This window comes from Micromonospora sp. ZG13, assembly GCF_059359355.1.
Genome location: NZ_JCADBQ010000003.1, coordinates 181,023 through 195,481, shown reverse-complemented (window position 1 = coordinate 195,481; position 14,459 = coordinate 181,023). Strand labels below are relative to the sequence as shown.

Sequence of the window (14,459 nt, the reverse complement as noted above, 5' to 3'; positions counted from 1 at the left end):
ATGGCCGGCAACCGGTTCCGGTACGGGCAGTGGCGGGGCGGCCCCGACCCGCTCGCGCCCCCGTACGACGTGCGGGGGGCGGTGGACGCCGTCGGCGCCGAGGTGCTGGCCGGCGGCAGCCTGCGGGAGGCGCTGCGCGGCCTGCTGCGGCACGGGCCCCAGGGGCGCGGCGGCCTCGACGACCTCGCCGCCCGGGCCAGGCGGCTGCGTCGGGAGGCGCTGCGCCGGGGCGACCTGGACGGGGCCGTCACCCGGGCCCGGGCCCTGCTCGACCAGGCGCTCGCCGCCGAGCGGGACGAGCTGCGCGGGCGCGGCGACGACGACGCGCGGTTCGCCGAGGCGGTGCTGGACAACCTGCCCCGCTCGACGGCCCGGGCCGTGGAGGAGCTGACCGGTTACCGGTGGGCCAGCGACGAAGCCCGCGAGACGTACCAGCGGATCCTCGACGGGCTGCGCGACGACGTGCTCGGCCAGCGCTTCGCCGGGCTGCGCGACGCGGTGCGCGCCTCGGCGGACCCGGCCGCCCAGCAGCGGCTGGCCGAGATGATGCGCGACCTCAACGACCTGCTCGCCCGGCACGCCCGGTCGGAGGACACCACCGACGCCTTCGCCGAGTTCATGCGCCGGCACGGCGAGTTCTTCCCGGAGCAGCCGGCCGACGTCGACGAGCTGGTCGACGTACTGGCCCGGCGGTCGGCCGCCGGCGAGCGGCTGATGCGCTCGCTGTCGGAGCGCCAGCGCGAGGAACTGGCCGGCCTGATGCGGCAGTCGCTCGGCGACCGGCTCGCCGGGGAGCTGTCCGCGCTGGACGCCAACCTGCGCGCGCTCCGCCCCGACCTGCACCGGGGCCCGGGCGAGCGGGTGCGGGGCGAGCGGCCGCTCGGCTACGGCGAGGCCGCCGGCGCGCTCGGCGAGATCGCCGAGCTGGACGAGCTGCTGGACCAGCTCGACCAGGAGCATCCGGGCGCCACCCTGGAAGACGTCGACGTCGACGCGGTGGCCCGGACGCTGGGCCGGGACGCCGCCGACGACGTACGCCGGCTGCGGGAGCTGGAGCGGGAGCTGCGCCGGCAGGGCTGGGTGAGCCGGGACGCCGACGGGCTGACCCTGAGCCCGAAGGCGCTGCGCCGGCTCGGCGGCACGGCGCTGCGGCGCGTCTTCGCCGACCTGACGGCCGGGCCGCGCGGCCAGCACGACCTGCGCGCGGCGGGCGCCGCCGGCGAGGTCAGCGGCGGCTCCCGGCCGTGGGGGTACGGCGACGAGCAGCCCCTCGACGTGGTGCGGACGCTGACCCGGGCGGTCCGCCGCGCCGGCTCCGGCGTGCCGGTGCAGCTGGCCGTCGAGGACTTCGAGGTGGTCGAGACCGAGCGGCGGGCCTCGGCGGCGGTGGTGCTCTGCGTCGACCTGTCCTACTCGATGATCTCGCAGGGCCGGTGGGGCCCGATGAAGCAGACCGCGCTGGCGCTGGCGCACCTGATGGCGACCCGGTTTCCGCAGGACGCGTTGCAGATCGTCGGATTCGGCCTGGAGGCGCTGCCGCTGACCCAGCAGGAGCTGGCTGCCGTCGAGCCCGACCTGCGGCAGGGGACGAACCTCCAGCACGCGCTGCGGCTGGCCGCCCGGCACCTGCGGCGGCACCCGGACGCCGAGCCGGTGGTGCTGGTGGTCACCGACGGGGAGCCGACCGCCCACCTGGACCCGGACGACGGGGAGGCGCTGTTCCACTGGCCGCCGCTGCCGGAGACGATCGAGGCGACCGTACGCGAGGTGGACCGGCTCACCCGCTACGGCGCCACGCTCAACCTGTTCATGCTCGGCGACGACCCCGGCCTGCGCCGCTTCGTCGATGCGGTGGCCCGCCGCTCGAAGGGCCGCATGTTCACGCCGGACCTGGAGGACCTCGGCGAGTACGTGGTCTCCGACTACCTGCGCACCCGCCAGCCCCGACGGCGCTGACCGGCGGATTCGACGGAACCGAGCGGCTGCGGCTCGGCTCGGCTCGGCTCGGCTCAGGGTGGTACCACCTCGAACGCTGTCGAGCTGCCGGCCGCTGCCCCTGGTCCTGTTGACGGGGCAGCTCGACAGCGCTCGATCAGCCCTTCGGCCTGCGGCGTTCCGGCACGCGTTCCAGCCGGTCCCTTCCGGGTGAACCGTCCGCGGGAACGCCGGGCCGGACAGCGCGGGCCGGGATTGACTGGGGACATGGACAGCGGGGCGTTGCGGGGGGCGTACGCGGAGGTGCTCGCGGAGGTCGAGGCGGGCGGGTTCGGGGTGCCGCCGGCCGGGCAGTTGAGCGCCGAGCAGATCGTCGCGCACCTCGCCGCCAACGACGAGTTGATGACCGAGGCGACCGAGGCGGTCCTCGCCGGTTCGCCGTTCGCGTACTACGACCTGGAGACCATCCACCGTCCCCAGGTGGACGCGCTGGTCGCCGAGTGCGGTGGGCTCGACGGGCTGGCCACCCTGCTGCGGGCCACGAGCCAGAAGCTCTGCGCCCTGACCGATCGGCTCGGCCCGGCGGCCCAGACCCCGGTGGAGACCCACCTGCGCGAGGGCTTCGACCTGGTCGTGGACGAGCTGCTGCCCTGGGCCCGCACGTTGGACCTGCACACCCGGGTGCACCTGCCGAAGCACCTGGCCCAGTTGCGCATGCTGCGCGCCGGCTGAGCCTCGTCAGTCGACGACCCGGACGTCCTTCCAGAAGGCGACCCGGTCGCGGACCTGCTCCGCCTCCGGCTTCGGCTCGGGGTAGTACCAGACCGCGTCGGCGCTGGTCCGGCCCTCGTGTTCGAGGGTGTAGTAGGACGCCGTGCCCTTCCACGGGCACACCGTGTGCGTGTCGGACTCGCGGACGAGGTCGTCGCGCAGGGCGGCACGCGGGAAGTAGTGGTTCCCCTCGACCAGCACGGTGTCGTCGCTCTCGGCCACGACCAGGTCGTTCCAGACGGCTCTCGGCATGGCTCCCACGCTATGCCGGTCGGCCGGCTGCGGCCAGTCGTCCGGTCATGTCGCGGACGCGCCTGGTCGCGTCCCCCGCGATGGGCGCCGCGGCGCGTACAGTGATCGCATGTGTGCGGTCCGTGTGGATCATCATCCGGTCGACCACGAGGGCGCGGTGGCCCGGCTGCGACGGTCGTACGCGGCCGTGCCCGCGGGCGAACCGGTGCGCCTCGCCAAGCGCACCTCCAACCTGTTCCGCCCCCGGTCCGCCCCGCGCGCGCCGGGTCTGGACGTCACCGGGCTCACCGGCGTGCTCGCCGTCGACCCGGTCGCCCGCACGGCCGACGTGCAGGGCATGTGCACCTATGAGGACCTGGTCGACGCGACCCTGCCGCACGGGCTGATGCCGCTGGTGGTGCCGCAGTTGCGCACCATCACCCTCGGCGGGGCGGTGACCGGGCTCGGCATCGAGTCGACCTCGTTCCGCAACGGCCTGCCGCACGAGTCGGTGGTCGAGATGGACGTGCTGACCGGGGCGGGTGCGCTCGTCACCGCCCGTCCGGAGGGGGAGCACGCCGACCTCTTCGCGGCGTTCCCCAACTCGCTGGGCAGCCTCGGCTACGCCACCCGGCTGCGCATCGAGCTTCAGCCGGTACGCCGCTTCGTGGCCCTGCGCAACGTCCGCTTCACCCGGCTGGAGGCTCTGGCCGACGCGCTCGCCGAGGTCACCGCGACCCGGTCCTGGGGCGGGGAGGCGGTGGACGTGATGGACGGGGTGATGTTCAGCCCCGGCGAGGCGTACCTCGTGCTCGGCACCTTCACCGACGACGTGCCGGCGGCGAGCGACTACACGGGACAGGACATCTACTACCGGTCGCTGCGCCGGCGCACCCGCGACGCACTGACCACGTACGACTATCTCTGGCGCTGGGACACCGACTGGTTCTGGTGTTCGGCGGCGTTCGGGGTGCAGCACCCGGTCCTCCGGCGGGTCTGGCCGGCGCGGTGGCGACGCAGCGACGTCTACCACCGGCTGGTCCGGCTGGAGCACCGGCACGGCGTGGCCGCCCGGATCGACCGCCTGCGCGGTCAGCCGGCGCGCGAGCGGGTGGTACAGGACGTGGAGATCCCGCTGGAGCGGACGGCGGAGTTCCTGCGCTGGTTCGCCGGCACGGTCGGGATGACCCCGGTCTGGCTGTGCCCGCTGCGGCTGCGCGAACCGGCCGGTCCCGGATCGGGTCGGGCCTGGCCGCTGTATCCGCTCCGGGCCGGTCAGAACTACGTGAACATCGGCTTCTGGGGCAGCGTGCCGATCAAGGAGGGCGCCGCCGACGGCGACGTCAACCGGGCGATCGAGCGCATGGTGTCGGAGCTGGGCGGCCACAAGTCGCTCTACTCCGACGCGTACTACGACCGGGATTCCTTCGACCGGCTCTACGGCGGCGCGACGTGGCGCGCGGTGAGGGACCGCTACGACCCGGACCACCGGCTCACCGGACTGTACGAGAAGGCGGTAGCACGAGCATGAGCCTGACCGATCGAGACCAGGGGGCGGCGAGCGCTCCCGCCAGCCCGCCGGCGGGGAGCCGGCGCCCGGGTCCGACCGTGGCGGACGTCGTCCGCGCGTTGACCACCGGGGCCCTCCCGGTGCGGGTCACCGGGTACGACGGCAGCGCGGTGGGCCCGGCCGACGCCGGGATCACCCTGTCGATCCGTTCCGAACGGGGCCTGACGTACCTGCTCACCGCGCCGGGCGACCTGGGCATGGCCCGGGCGTACGTCGGCGGCGACCTGGCGTTGCAGGGGGTGCACCCGGGCGACCCGTACGAGGCGTTGCGGGTGCTCAAGGACGAGCTGCGGCTGCGTACGCCGTCGCTGGCCGAGGGGCTGGCCCTGGTGCGCGGGCTGGGCTGGGAGCGGCTGATGCCGCCGCCGCCTCCGCCGCAGGAGGCGCAGCCGCGCTGGAAGCGCCTGATGAACGGGCTGCGGCACTCCCGGTTGCGGGACAGCACCGCGATCTCCCACCACTACGACGTCTCGAACGCCTTCTACGAGAAGGTGCTCGGCCCGTCGATGACGTACACCTGCGCGGTCTTCCGCTCGCCCGACGACACGCTGGAGCAGGCGCAGGCGGCCAAGTACGACCTGGTGGCCCAGAAGCTGGCGCTCAGGGCGGGGATGCGGCTGCTCGACGTGGGCTGCGGTTGGGGCGGCATGGTCCGGCACGCGGCCCGCGAGTACGGGGTGAAGGCGCTCGGGGTGACCCTGTCCCGGGCGCAGGCCGAGTGGGCGCGGGCGGCGATCGAGCGGGAGGGGCTGACCGGCCTGGCCGAGGTGCGCCACCTCGACTACCGGGACGCGCCGCGCGAGCAGTTCGACGCGGTCTCCTCGATCGGCCTGACCGAGCACATCGGGGTACGCAACTACCCAACCTACTTCGGTGCCCTGCGGGACCGGCTGCGGCCCGACGGCCGCCTGCTCAACCACTGCATCACCCGGGCCGACAACCGCGCGCCGCACCGCTCGGGCGCGTTCATCGACCGCTACGTCTTCCCGGACGGGGAGTTGGCCGGCCCGGGGCGCCTGGTCGGCGAGATCCACGACGTCGGGCTGGAGGTGCAGCACGAGGAGAACCTGCGGCTGCACTACGCGCTGACCCTGGCCGCCTGGTGCCGCAACCTCGTGGCGCACTGGGACTTCTGCGTCTCCGAGGTGGGGGCGGGCACGGCCCGGGTCTGGGGTCTCTACATGGCCGGCTCCCGGCTGGCCTTCGAGCGCAACGGCATCCAGCTGCACCAGGTGCTGGCCACCCGCAACGGCCCGGAGGGGGCGAGCGGCTATCCGCTGCGCCCCGACTGGCTGCCCTGATCCGCGTCCGACAGCCGCGCCGCCCGTCGGCGCGGCTGTCGTCGAACCAATTGACAAACAGATTTTGTACGTACAAACTGATTTTGCCATGAGAGACGTCCTGTACCTGGAACAGATCGAGCAGGCCGAGGTCCTGCTCAAGCCGCACCGCGTCGAGGTGCTGCGTCAACTGGCCGAACCGCGCACCTGCACCGAGGTCGCCACCCGGCTGGAGCAGACACCGCAGCGCGTCTACTACCACGTCAAGCAGCTCGTCGCCGCCGGGCTCGTCGAGCTCGTCGACGAGCGCAAGGTCCGGGGCATCACCGAGGGCATCTACCAGGCCGCCGCCCGGTCCTACTGGCTGTCGCCCCGGCTGGTCGGCCGGATCGGCCTGCGCCGCGCCCGCGACGAGCTGAGCCTCGGCCACCTGCTGGACCTGATGGAGGAGGTCCAGGAGGACATCGCCGGGCTGGACCGCGCCGCCCCCGAGCTCCCCTCGATCGGGGTCGCCGGCGAGATCCGGGTGCCGGCGGAGCTGCGCCAGCAGTTCCTGCACGACCTGCAGAGCACTCTGCGGGACCTGTTCACGCGCTACGGGGGCGCCGAGGGCGACGCCTTCAAACTCGCCGTGGCCTGCTATCCGAAGGGGAAAGACCGTGACTGAACCGATGAGGCTGCCCGTCCGGCTCGCCGCGCCCGCCGAGGCCGTCCGCCGCGCCCTGACCGACCCGGCCGAGCTGCGCGTCTGGCTCGCCGAGCACGCCGAGGTCGAGCTGCCGCGACGGTACGAGTTCTGGGGCCGGCACACCCCGGAGGGCGACGCGCCGCACCAGCGGCTGCTGCACGTCGACGACGACACGCTGCGCTTCGCCTGGCTGCTCGACGGGGTCGAGACCACCACCGAGTTCGCCCTGCGCCCGGAGGGCCCCGACACCACCGTGCTGACCCTGACCCAGAGCCACTTCGACTTCGCCGAGGCGATGAGTGGCAGCACCATCCGCGGCGTGCTCCAGACGTTCTGGAGCCTGTCGATCGCCAACCTGGCCGCCCACCTGGAGGGTCAGCCGCTGCTGCCGAAGGTCGACTTCACCTCCGCCGAGATGCGCGGCGAGCTGCTGATCGACGCGCCGGTGGCGAAGGTGTTCGAGTCGCTGACCGACTCCGAGCAGGCCAGCGCCTGGTTCGGCTACCCGATCGGCATCGAGCCGTGGGTCGGCGGGCGCTACGCCATGGGCGGCTTCGAGTCCGGCTACGCGGCCAAGGTCGTCGACCTGGAGCCCGACCGGAAGCTGTCGGTGGACTGGGGGCCGACGGGCGTCAGCACCTGGGAACTGGCCGAGTCGCAGGGCAAGACGAAGCTGACCTTCGTGCAGTCCGGCTTCGACGAGCAGAACCCGCCGTACGGGGCCTGGGCCGGGTCGGTCTCGGGGCTGTTCGAGCTGCGCCGCTTCCACGAGATGAAGGACTGGCAGCCCATCTGGCTCCCGGCGGAGGTGCCGGGCCTGGAACCCGAGTCCGCGAAGGCGACGAGCTGACGTACGCCCCCGGGGCGCGCCGTGCGACCGAAGGTGCCTGGCCTGTGGCGCGGGCCGGGCACCTTCGGCGCCGTCAGGCGATGGCGGCGATGTCGCCGTCGTCGAAGTAGATGGCCTGGTGCAGTCGCCCGCCCAGGGCCGCCGCGTAGCGGGCCACCACGTCCTGGCCCGAGATCCTGCCTTGCTCGATCTGGGAGACGCGGCCCTTGGTGACGCCCATCCGTTGAGCGATCTGCTGTTGGGTGAACCCTCTGGCGCGGCGGATCTCGGCCAGGCGATGCCCGACGACCTCGGCGAGGAGTTCCTCCTTGCCGGCCCGCACCGCATCCTCGCCCCCGGCGCGGCGCACGTACTCCGCCCGGACGTCCTTCCAGCGCACGTGGCTGCTCACCGTCGTCCCCCCTCCTGCTGTGCCCGTTCCTTCAGGTGGATCTCATAGCGTTGCTCGGCCAGTGGAATGGCCTGTCGGTACCAGCTGTCCCACTGTCCCGCCTTGTCGCCGGCGACGAGCGGGATGCTGGAACGCCAGGGGTCGAAGACGAAGAGGATACGGACCGAGCCTGGCCGCAGCTCCTTGAGGTTCGCGATCGCCGACCCCGTTATGGTGTCGACGAGCGGCCGGCCGAGTCCCGGCCCTGCCTCGGCCAGGGCGTCGATGGCGTGGACGACCCGCGCAAGGGTCGGGGGATCGAGGTCGTCTATCCACTCGCGAACCTCGTCGACCACGAAGATGTCCCACTCCTCCTGCTCCACGAGCCGAGTATAGCTAATGCTATACCCTGGTCCCGGGCATGCTTCCCTTCGCGGAAAGCGGAGAATTCACAGGTGATAGTCGGGCCTCCGGTGGGTAGTGAAGGGCGATGTTCTTCATCTTCGGCCTTCGTACCAAGGTCAGCCAGTCCGGCGTGGTGCAGCAGGTCTGCCGCAACTGCCGCAACCACGCCGCGCAGGTGATCACGCGCCGGTCGACGAAGTTCAGCCTGTTCTTCGTGCCGATCATCCCGATCCGCACCCGCTACGTGCAGCAGTGCACCTTCTGCGGCGTCCAGTACGACATCTCCCGCGCCGAGGCCGAGCGCCTCCCCGTCGGCTGAACACCACCGATGGCCCGTTTCCTCTGCTGGCTGATCGGCCGGCAGCCCGCCGTGCCCGCGCCGGCCCCGGTGCACACCGTCTCCCGGCCGCCGTGCACTCCCGGACGTCGCCGCCGTCGCCGCGACCGCCGACCGCTGGCCGGCACCGCCCTGCCCCGTTCGCCCTGGAACCGCTCCGCCGGGCGCTGACCGGTCCGTGATCCGTCAGCTCTCGGCAGGCTGGTCGGGTCGTGCCAGGATGTGGCGGTGTCGTACCCCCCTCCTGCGTCGTACCCGCACATGCCCGGCCCCGTGACGCCCATGGTGTACCCCCACCCGATCGCGCCCCCGCCGGGCTACGCGGTGCTCGTCGTCTCGGTGAACCGTGGCCCCTACATCGTGCCCGCACCGACCACGAGCAAGTTCAAGATCGACGGCCAGTCGGTGCCGATCCCCGGTGAGGGCACCTGGCACGTGGTGATCCCCGCCGGGCCGCACGACGTCCGGTACACCGACTTCCTGGGCCTGCCGCTGATCACCACCGCACTGGTCGCCCAGCCCGGCGTGGCGTACCACCTGTCGTTCCGCTTCGGTGGCTGGCGCAACCGCGCCTACGACGGGTACGGCACCGACGTGACGAAGTTCGGGCTCTGGTCGAACTACAGCATCGCGCTGCTCACGCTCGGCGTCTTCGGGCTGCTCTGCTGCGGTGTCCTGGGGCCGTTCACCACCATGCTCTGAGCCGATTCCGTCCCGGTCGGCCCCTGCGGCGGGTGCCACCGGCCGGGGCGGCGCCGGGCACGGGCGGCGGGAACCGCCTATCGTGGCGGATCGTGACGAGCACCGAGGAACGACTGGCCGCGATCCGCGGCGGCGTGCCACCGAGGCGGCACAACGCCCGCACCATCGCCGCCCTGACCGGCAACCCGGGCTGCACCCGGCGGGCCGTACTGGACGGCGCCGGGGTGGACAAGCCCAGACTGGCCGAGCGGATCGGGTTCCCGGCCCGCTTCGGGCAGTCCCGGTTCGCCATCACCCGGGGCAACGCGTTCGAGGCGCAGGTCAAGGCCGACGGCGGGGCCGAGCTGCTGCGGCTGGTCGCCGAGCGGCTGGGCGTACCGGTGCCGGCGGCGGCGAGTTGGACGGACCTCGGCGACGGCGTCGAGGACGACACGGCCGCCCGGCACCGACGCTCCGCCGCGCTGCTGACCGACGCCACCCCGGGCGGGCCCGACGACACCGCCGCGCTGTTCGACCACCCGCTGCTCGGCCTGGACGTCGCCGGCCGCCGGGTGCACCTGGAGCCGGACCTGGTCGCCGCCCGGCTCGCCGGCCGGTTCCACGTCGTCGAGATCAAGTCGTTCCCGGTGGTCGACGGCCAGGCCGACCCGGCCAAGGTGTCCGCCGCCGCCATCCAGGCCGCCGTCTACGTGCTGGCCCTGCGCGAGCTGCTCGCCGCCGCCGGCCACGACCCGGAGCTGGTGTCGCACGACGCGGTGCTGGTCTGCCCGCGCGACTTCGCCAACCAGCCGGTGGCCAGCCTGGTCGACGTGCGCAAGCAACTGCTGGTGCTGCGTCGCCAGCTCGACCGGATGGCCCGGCTGGACGCGCTGCTGGCCGCCGTGCCCGGGGACTTCACCGCCGACGTGACGGCCGAGCCCGCGGCGCTGCTCGCCGCGCTGTCGGGGGTGACGGCCCGCTACGCGCCCGACTGCCTGGCGGCCTGCGAGCTGGCGTACTTCTGCCGCGACGAGGCGCGCGGGCACACCGGGGCGCTGGGCCGGCCGGTCCGCGAGGCGCTCGGCGGCATCGCCGAGGTCGACGAGGTGCTGGCGCTGGCCGCCGGTGAGCGCACCCCGGAGCCCGGGCAGGAGGAGGCCGCCGCGCTGCTGCGGGCCGCCGCCCGGCTGCGCGCCGACGCCCTCACCGGGACCCCCGCATGAGTACGCCCCACGCGCCCCGACCGACCACGCCGAGCGCCGCGCCCGCCGGACGGGGTGGGCACGCGTGAGTACGCTGCGCGCGTTCGCCCGGGCCCAGGCGCTGGCCGCCGGCGTGGCCCAGCCGGTCGCCACCGTCCGGCACCTGCACCTGTCCGAGCGGCCGCTGGTGCTGGTGCCGCTGGCGATGGCCGGCGAGGCGAACGCGCCGCTGGCGGCACTGGTGGGCGACGCGCCGGACGCGGCGCGGCTGCTGATCGTGCCGCAGCCCCGCAACCGCGACCAGCGGTTCGCGTTCGCCGCCGAGCTGGCCGCGATCGTGCTGCCCCACCTGGACGGGTTCCGGGGCGTCTCCGAGGCGGTGCCGGTCGACCGGGGCCGGGACGTGCGGTACCGCCACGTCGACGCCCCGCAACTGCTGGTGCCCAACCCCGCCGGGATCACCTTCCTGCGGCTGCTCGGCCGCTCCACCCGGTTCCGCCGCCCCGACGGGGAGTATCCGGTGCACCCGTCGGTGCCGGTGCTCGGGCGCTGGCTCACCTTCTTCGCCGAGCGGGCCGAGCACCCGGGCTCGTCGGCACTGCTGGCGATGACCGACGCGCTGAGCCTGCACTGGGCCACCGGGCAGAGCGTGGTGGAGGACCTGCACCTGCCGGCGCTGCTCGGCTGGATCGACCCGCCCGCCGGGCTCACCGGCGCCGAGGCGGCGACCCGGGCCGAGGACCCGGCGACCTGCCCGCCCGCCGGCCCGGCCACCGACCCCGACTTCGACAACACGCTCCTCGCCCCCGCCATCGCCGCGTACACCGCCGCCGAGTACGACCCGGTCGCGCGCGCCGGGGCGTACGCGGAGCTGCGGCGCCTGCTGCACGAGCAGCTCGCGCCCACCTGGGAGCTGATGTGGCGCGGCGTGGGGTTGCTGCGTGCCCTGCCGCCCGGCGCCCGGGTGCCCGGCCGGTGGGACGGCGACAAGGACGCCTTCACCGGCTACGCCGAGCACGTCGACGCCGGCGGCGCGCCGCAGCCCCGCCGGGACGGGGCGGTCACCGCCGCCCAGCGGCTGCACCGGCTCGAACGGGCCCTGACCTCGTACGCGGTGCAGCGCGCCTACGACGACCCGCTGGTGATGGCGGAGCACCGGCTGACCGGGGAGGCGTTCGTCGGCGAGGTGACCCTGGCGGACCCGAAGCGCGTGGACGACACCGGCAAGCGGCCGGTGCTGCGCCCCCGGATCCAGCTGGTGACCACCGAGCCGGTGCCGATGCCGACCGGCGCGGCGCTGTACTCGCCGGCCCGGCCGGCGCAGAAGGCCCGGGTGGTCTTCGTGACCCCGGCGCCGGACGGCAAGACCGAGGTGGTGCTGGAGCTCTCCGGCGGGATGGGGCGGGGGCTGACCGCGCCGCCGGGCAGCGTGCCCGAGGTGGGGGAGCGGCTCTGCTACACGACCCTGTCGGACGCGTTCATGCCGGCGGGGACGTTCCCGGCGCCGGAGGAGACACCGTGGACGCACGGCGGCCCGCCGGCCGCCGCCCCGGCAGGTGGCGTCGGCTCGGCCGGGCCGGTTCCGGACGACGACCCGACGGAAGAGTGGTCCTGAGGGGACGCGGATCGGACACAGGCTGGTTGGGTGCCATTTGTCCTCGGTGGAGGCTTTGCGAGTGAGGTCCCCGGTCATGCATCGGGCTCGATAGCATGCGCTCTGTCCGGCCGGTTGATCCGGCCCGGATGACACCTAGAGACACGGGGGAACGCATTGTCATCTCGTCGCGCACGCCGGTGGGGCGCCGCCCTGCTGGGCGCAACCCTCGCGGCCGGTCTGCTGGGCGGCGGCTCCGCCTCGGCGATCGCCGCCGCCGATCCGGTTCCGGACGGCAGTTACCTCTTCAACGCCAAGATCACCTTCGGTGACGTCCACGCCTGCTCGGGCGCGCTCATCGACCCCAACTGGATGGTGACGGCGAAGTCCTGCTTCGCCGACGGGACCACCCCGGCCGTCGCCGGCGCGCCCACCCGGACGACCACCGCGCTCGTCGGCCGCACCGACCTCACGACCGCGTCCGGCGCTCAGCGTCGCGTCACCCACGTCGTGCCCCACCCGGACCGCAACCTCGCCCTGGCACGGCTCTCCGCCCCGGCCACGGGCGTGCCCACGGTCGCGCTCGCCACCGCCGCGCCGACCGCCGCCGAGACTCTGCGGGTCACCGGCTACGGCCGTACCGCCACCGAGTGGGTGCCGGACCGGCTGCACCAGGGCTCCTTCACCGTCCAGGACGTGACCGGCGGGTCCGTCGGGCTGGTCGGGGCGTCGGCCGGCGCCACTCTCTGCAAGGGCGACGCAGGCGGCCCGGCGTTCCGCGACGTCGCGGGCACCGTCGAGCTGGTCGCCATCGCCGCCACGTCCTGGCAGAAGGGCTGCCTGGGCTCGACCGAGACCCGCGACGGCGCGACCGCCACCCGCGTCGACGACCTCGGACCCTGGGTCCGCGAGCAGCTCGCCGACGTGCAGATCTTCGGCGTCCTCGCCAGCGGGCAGCTCACCTACGGCGTCATCGACTCCGCCACCGGCGACCTGCGGGCCAACCGGCAGTCGACGGCCACCCTCGGCTTCACGCCCAAGGCGATGGCGACGCTGAACGAGAACACGATCCTGATCAACGACACCGGCGGCACCGTGTACCGGGTGGACGTCACCGGGTACGACCCGCTGACCTTCACCAAGACGAGCATCGCCAGCGGCTGGTCGCCGTACGACCGGATGGTCTACGACGGCTACGGCTCCCTCTACTACATCAACGGGAGCACCAACCAGCTCTACCGGCGCACCATCACCAGCGCCAAGCCGACCGGCGCGGACCTCACCCGGACGGTGGCGGTCTCCTCCGGCTTCGCTCAGAAGACCATCACCTCGCCGGCCCCCGGGCGGATCCTCGGCACGGTCTCCGACGGGCGGCTGCTCTCCTACCGCGTCTACGGCGACGGGCCGGGCGGCTGGGCGGTCAACGCGCTGGCCACCACGGGCTGGGCGGGCCCGACGCACCTCGTCTCGCCCGGCGGCGGCCTCTACTACGCCCGCAGCTCCACCGGCCGGCTGGACCGCTACCGCGACGCCAACCCCGTCGACGGCAGCGGCACCGACATCCAGAGCTTCCCCACCGACCCGGTCAGCACGTCCGGCTGGAACCAGACGCTGCTCTCCGCTCGGCCCTGGACCGGGCTCGTCTCGGTCTTCGGCACCAGCCCCGACGGGCGCCTGTCGTACACCGCGCTCGACCCGGTGACCGGGGCGAAGAAGGTCAGCACCGTCTCGGCGCAGACCCTCGGCTTCACCCCGAGGGCGATGGCCGCTCTCAACTCGGACACCATCGTGATGACCGGCACCAACTCGCACCTCTACCGGGTGGACGTCACCAGCCACGAGCCGCTGGCCTTCACCGTGTCCGCGCCGATCGCCACCAGCGGGTGGAGCCACGACCGGCTGGTCTACGACGGCAACGGCGGCCTGTTCGGCACGGCCAGCGGCTTCCTGCGTCGCTACAAGGTGACCAAGGCCAAGCCGGGGCCGGGCGACTTCCCTGGCTGGACGGTCTACAACGGCGACGGCACCCAGGCCTCCGGGTTCAGCCTGCCCACGCTGGCCGCCACCGGCAAGAACCGGCTGGTCGCCACGGCCGGCACCATCCTGGTGGCGTACGACATCGACGCCAGCAACGTGTGGCACCGCGACGATCTGGTGACGACCGGCTGGGGCAACATGACCTCGCTCTTCTCCCCGGGCGGCGGCCACTACTACCGGCGCGCGGCCGACGGCGTGGTCACCGGTCACCTGGACAACAGCCCGTTCAACGGCAGCGGCACCGACGTGACCGCCTACGTGCCGACGGGCACCACCAGCAGCGGATGGGACCCGATCCTGTCGGCCGTGCCGTACGACTCGTGGCCGGACAGCACCCGGCGTTGGTGAGACGCTGACGATCTGACGCACCAACCGTGTGGGCCGCCCGGAGACCGGGCGGCCCACACGCGTTCGGGCGGCATGGGCCGAACGCCCGCCGCCCGCGTGACGCGGGTCGCAGAATCGGGCTTGACCCTCACGTAACGGCAGGCGGGAGCCTCGTTGGCGG

General features: G+C 73.6%; 14 protein-coding genes. 11 read left to right on the top strand and 3 right to left on the bottom strand.

Going from position 1 to position 14,459, the window contains the following annotated elements; translation table 11 throughout:
* Complete coding sequence (locus AC5L34_RS08450; RefSeq protein WP_494824370.1) at positions 1–1,956, top strand: VWA domain-containing protein; 1,956 nt, start codon at positions 1–3, stop codon at positions 1,954–1,956.
* A 246-nt stretch (positions 1,957–2,202) separates the two neighbouring features.
* A complete protein-coding gene (locus tag AC5L34_RS08445; protein WP_494824369.1) occupies positions 2,203–2,667 on the top strand; it encodes a hypothetical protein in 465 nt (154 codons plus the stop codon).
* A 6-nt stretch (positions 2,668–2,673) separates the two neighbouring features.
* Here the strand turns inward: AC5L34_RS08445 and AC5L34_RS08440 are convergent, their stop codons facing one another.
* Entirely contained in the window at positions 2,674–2,958 is a 285-nt protein-coding gene (locus AC5L34_RS08440) for a DUF427 domain-containing protein (RefSeq protein WP_363624043.1), read from the bottom strand.
* Between the two features lie 109 nt (positions 2,959–3,067).
* Here AC5L34_RS08440 and AC5L34_RS08435 point away from each other — a divergent pair, with 109 nt between their 5' ends.
* The 4 genes from AC5L34_RS08435 to AC5L34_RS08420 all read left to right on the top strand — a co-directional run bounded on the left by AC5L34_RS08435 (position 3,068) and on the right by AC5L34_RS08420 (position 7,325).
* Entirely contained in the window at positions 3,068–4,468 is a 1,401-nt protein-coding gene (locus AC5L34_RS08435; protein WP_441174265.1) for an FAD-binding oxidoreductase, read from the top strand.
* Positions 4,465–5,808 carry a class I SAM-dependent methyltransferase gene (locus tag AC5L34_RS08430; protein WP_441174264.1) on the top strand — a complete coding sequence of 448 codons (1,344 nt, stop codon included), beginning with the start codon at positions 4,465–4,467 and terminating at the stop codon, positions 5,806–5,808. Before AC5L34_RS08435 ends, AC5L34_RS08430 begins: the two co-directional genes overlap by 4 nt.
* Positions 5,809–5,896: 88 nt before the next feature.
* Positions 5,897–6,454 (top strand): helix-turn-helix domain-containing protein, encoded by a 558-nt coding sequence (locus AC5L34_RS08425; RefSeq protein ID WP_101414288.1) that lies wholly within the window; start codon positions 5,897–5,899, stop codon positions 6,452–6,454.
* A complete protein-coding gene (locus tag AC5L34_RS08420; protein ID WP_441174262.1) occupies positions 6,447–7,325 on the top strand; it encodes an SRPBCC family protein in 879 nt (292 codons plus the stop codon). Before AC5L34_RS08425 ends, AC5L34_RS08420 begins: the two co-directional genes overlap by 8 nt.
* Before the next feature lie 73 nt (positions 7,326–7,398).
* Here the strand turns inward: AC5L34_RS08420 and AC5L34_RS08415 are convergent, their stop codons facing one another.
* Both AC5L34_RS08415 and AC5L34_RS08410 read right to left on the bottom strand, forming a co-directional pair.
* Positions 7,399–7,716 carry a helix-turn-helix domain-containing protein gene (locus AC5L34_RS08415; RefSeq protein WP_494824366.1) on the bottom strand — a complete coding sequence of 106 codons (318 nt, stop codon included), beginning with the start codon at positions 7,714–7,716 and terminating at the stop codon, positions 7,399–7,401.
* Positions 7,713–8,078 (bottom strand): type II toxin-antitoxin system RelE/ParE family toxin, encoded by a 366-nt coding sequence (locus AC5L34_RS08410; protein ID WP_441174260.1) that lies wholly within the window; start codon positions 8,076–8,078, stop codon positions 7,713–7,715. Before AC5L34_RS08410 ends, AC5L34_RS08415 begins: the two co-directional genes overlap by 4 nt.
* A 107-nt stretch (positions 8,079–8,185) precedes the next feature.
* On the opposite strand from AC5L34_RS08410, the gene AC5L34_RS08405 reads away from it, so the two are divergent.
* From AC5L34_RS08405 to AC5L34_RS08385, 5 genes are all read left to right on the top strand, one after another.
* Positions 8,186–8,419 carry a zinc-ribbon domain-containing protein gene (locus AC5L34_RS08405; RefSeq protein ID WP_089001858.1) on the top strand — a complete coding sequence of 78 codons (234 nt, stop codon included), beginning with the start codon at positions 8,186–8,188 and terminating at the stop codon, positions 8,417–8,419.
* A 300-nt stretch (positions 8,420–8,719) separates the two neighbouring features.
* The gene (locus AC5L34_RS08400) at positions 8,720–9,139 is read left to right on the top strand and encodes a hypothetical protein (protein WP_441174259.1); all 420 of its coding nucleotides are present in this window, start codon (positions 8,720–8,722) and stop codon (positions 9,137–9,139) included.
* 92 nt (positions 9,140–9,231) lie between these two features.
* Positions 9,232–10,341, top strand: coding sequence for a hypothetical protein (locus AC5L34_RS08395; protein WP_494824363.1), 1,110 nt, complete (start codon positions 9,232–9,234; stop codon positions 10,339–10,341).
* Positions 10,342–10,405: 64 nt separating this feature from the next.
* Entirely contained in the window at positions 10,406–11,935 is a 1,530-nt protein-coding gene (locus tag AC5L34_RS08390) for a hypothetical protein (protein WP_494824361.1), read from the top strand.
* 156 nt (positions 11,936–12,091) lie between these two features.
* Positions 12,092–14,299, top strand: coding sequence for a trypsin-like serine protease (locus AC5L34_RS08385; RefSeq protein ID WP_494824359.1), 2,208 nt, complete (start codon positions 12,092–12,094; stop codon positions 14,297–14,299).
* Positions 14,300–14,459 lie beyond the last annotated feature (160 nt).

What these genes read in the sequence shown, in the direction of transcription:
- AC5L34_RS08450 (WP_494824370.1), top strand. Translation starts at nt 1, where the DNA reads ATGGCCGGCAACCGGTTCCGGTACGGGCAGTGGCGGGGCGGCCCCGAC.
- AC5L34_RS08445 (WP_494824369.1), top strand. Translation starts at nt 2,203, where the DNA reads ATGGACAGCGGGGCGTTGCGGGGGGCGTACGCGGAGGTGCTCGCGGAG.
- AC5L34_RS08440 (WP_363624043.1), bottom strand. Translation starts at nt 2,958, where the DNA reads ATGCCGAGAGCCGTCTGGAACGACCTGGTCGTGGCCGAGAGCGACGAC.
- AC5L34_RS08435 (WP_441174265.1), top strand. Translation starts at nt 3,068, where the DNA reads ATGTGTGCGGTCCGTGTGGATCATCATCCGGTCGACCACGAGGGCGCG.
- AC5L34_RS08430 (WP_441174264.1), top strand. Translation starts at nt 4,465, where the DNA reads ATGAGCCTGACCGATCGAGACCAGGGGGCGGCGAGCGCTCCCGCCAGC.
- AC5L34_RS08425 (WP_101414288.1), top strand. Translation starts at nt 5,897, where the DNA reads ATGAGAGACGTCCTGTACCTGGAACAGATCGAGCAGGCCGAGGTCCTG.
- AC5L34_RS08405 (WP_089001858.1), top strand. Translation starts at nt 8,186, where the DNA reads ATGTTCTTCATCTTCGGCCTTCGTACCAAGGTCAGCCAGTCCGGCGTG.
- AC5L34_RS08400 (WP_441174259.1), top strand. Translation starts at nt 8,720, where the DNA reads ATGGTGTACCCCCACCCGATCGCGCCCCCGCCGGGCTACGCGGTGCTC.